The sequence below is a fragment of the Herbaspirillum chlorophenolicum genome (genome assembly GCF_001189955.1).
Lineage (GTDB): Bacteria > Pseudomonadota > Gammaproteobacteria > Burkholderiales > Burkholderiaceae_D > Herbaspirillum > Herbaspirillum chlorophenolicum.
In genome coordinates this window covers 1-908 of sequence record NZ_LFLT01000154.1, presented here as the reverse complement: position 1 = coordinate 908, position 908 = coordinate 1, and the positions used below count along the sequence as shown (strand labels likewise).

Here is a 908-nt window from a genome sequence, read left to right as displayed (position 1 = left end):
ATCTAGAAGGGCGATATCGTAGTGTTGGCTGGTGATTGTCGTGATGGCGATTTTTCCGTCCTTGATCCAATCTACCGCGTACGACGCATCCTTCAAAGCGGCCTGAATAGCCTCACCAATCATCGCGTCGTCTTCGACCAGCAGTACTCGCATGTCGTCTCCATTGGAATAGTGTCAATGTGATGCCGTTGCCGCTCTCTGCCGGAAGACCAGCATGGCGCACAGCATGAATGCCAACAATGCGATGGATGCACCGTAGCGACTCAGAGCCAGGCCACCGGTACTCAAAGGTTTATCGAGAAAGTCGCCCACCACGGCTCCCAGTGGCCGCGTCAATATGAATGCCGTCCAGAATAGCAGTGTGCGAGAGATTTTTGTTCCGTAGTAGGCCAACACCAACAAAGCGAGCAGTCCACCGAAAACCGCAGCCGCGCCGGTATAGCCCAGTCCTGCACTATCAGCTGTCCAGTCTCCGAGTGCCGTGCCCAATGTCTGCGAAAACATGATCGTGATCCAGTAGAACATTTCTGCTCGCGGGCGGCTTACTGTGTTCACTGAAATAGAGCCGAGCGTGCGCTTCCAAAGCAACAGGGATGCTAGTAAAAGCGCGGACAACAAGGTGGTGCCACCGGCGTAGCCGATCCCAAGCGAACGATCAGCGAAATCAGCTAGCGTTGTACCGACAGTGGTGGTGGCGATAATCGTGGGCCAATAGGTCAAGGGATGGAAAGTTTTTGACTTGATCTGGTACGCCACTGCAATCACAAAGAACGCAGCGAAGATGCCCGTACTGGTCAGATAGCCGAGGTTCATCGACATGGAGGCCGCATCACCTCCAGTTTCGCCAAGCTTGGTGGCTACGATCTTGATGAGCCAGACTCCCATGGTCACCTCCGGGACTCTTGCCA

The 908-nt window shown here is 54.5% G+C and carries 2 protein-coding genes; both read right to left on the bottom strand.

Features of this window, described 5'->3' with window-relative positions; genetic code table 11:
* Positions 1–153, bottom strand: a 153-nt coding sequence (locus AKL28_RS23650; RefSeq protein WP_156226490.1) for a response regulator, incomplete at its 3' end; no start/stop codon positions are given.
* A gap of 21 nt (positions 154–174) precedes the next feature.
* Positions 175–908: COG4705 family protein (locus AKL28_RS23645; RefSeq protein ID WP_156226489.1), on the bottom strand; the 734-nt coding region annotated here is incomplete at its 5' end.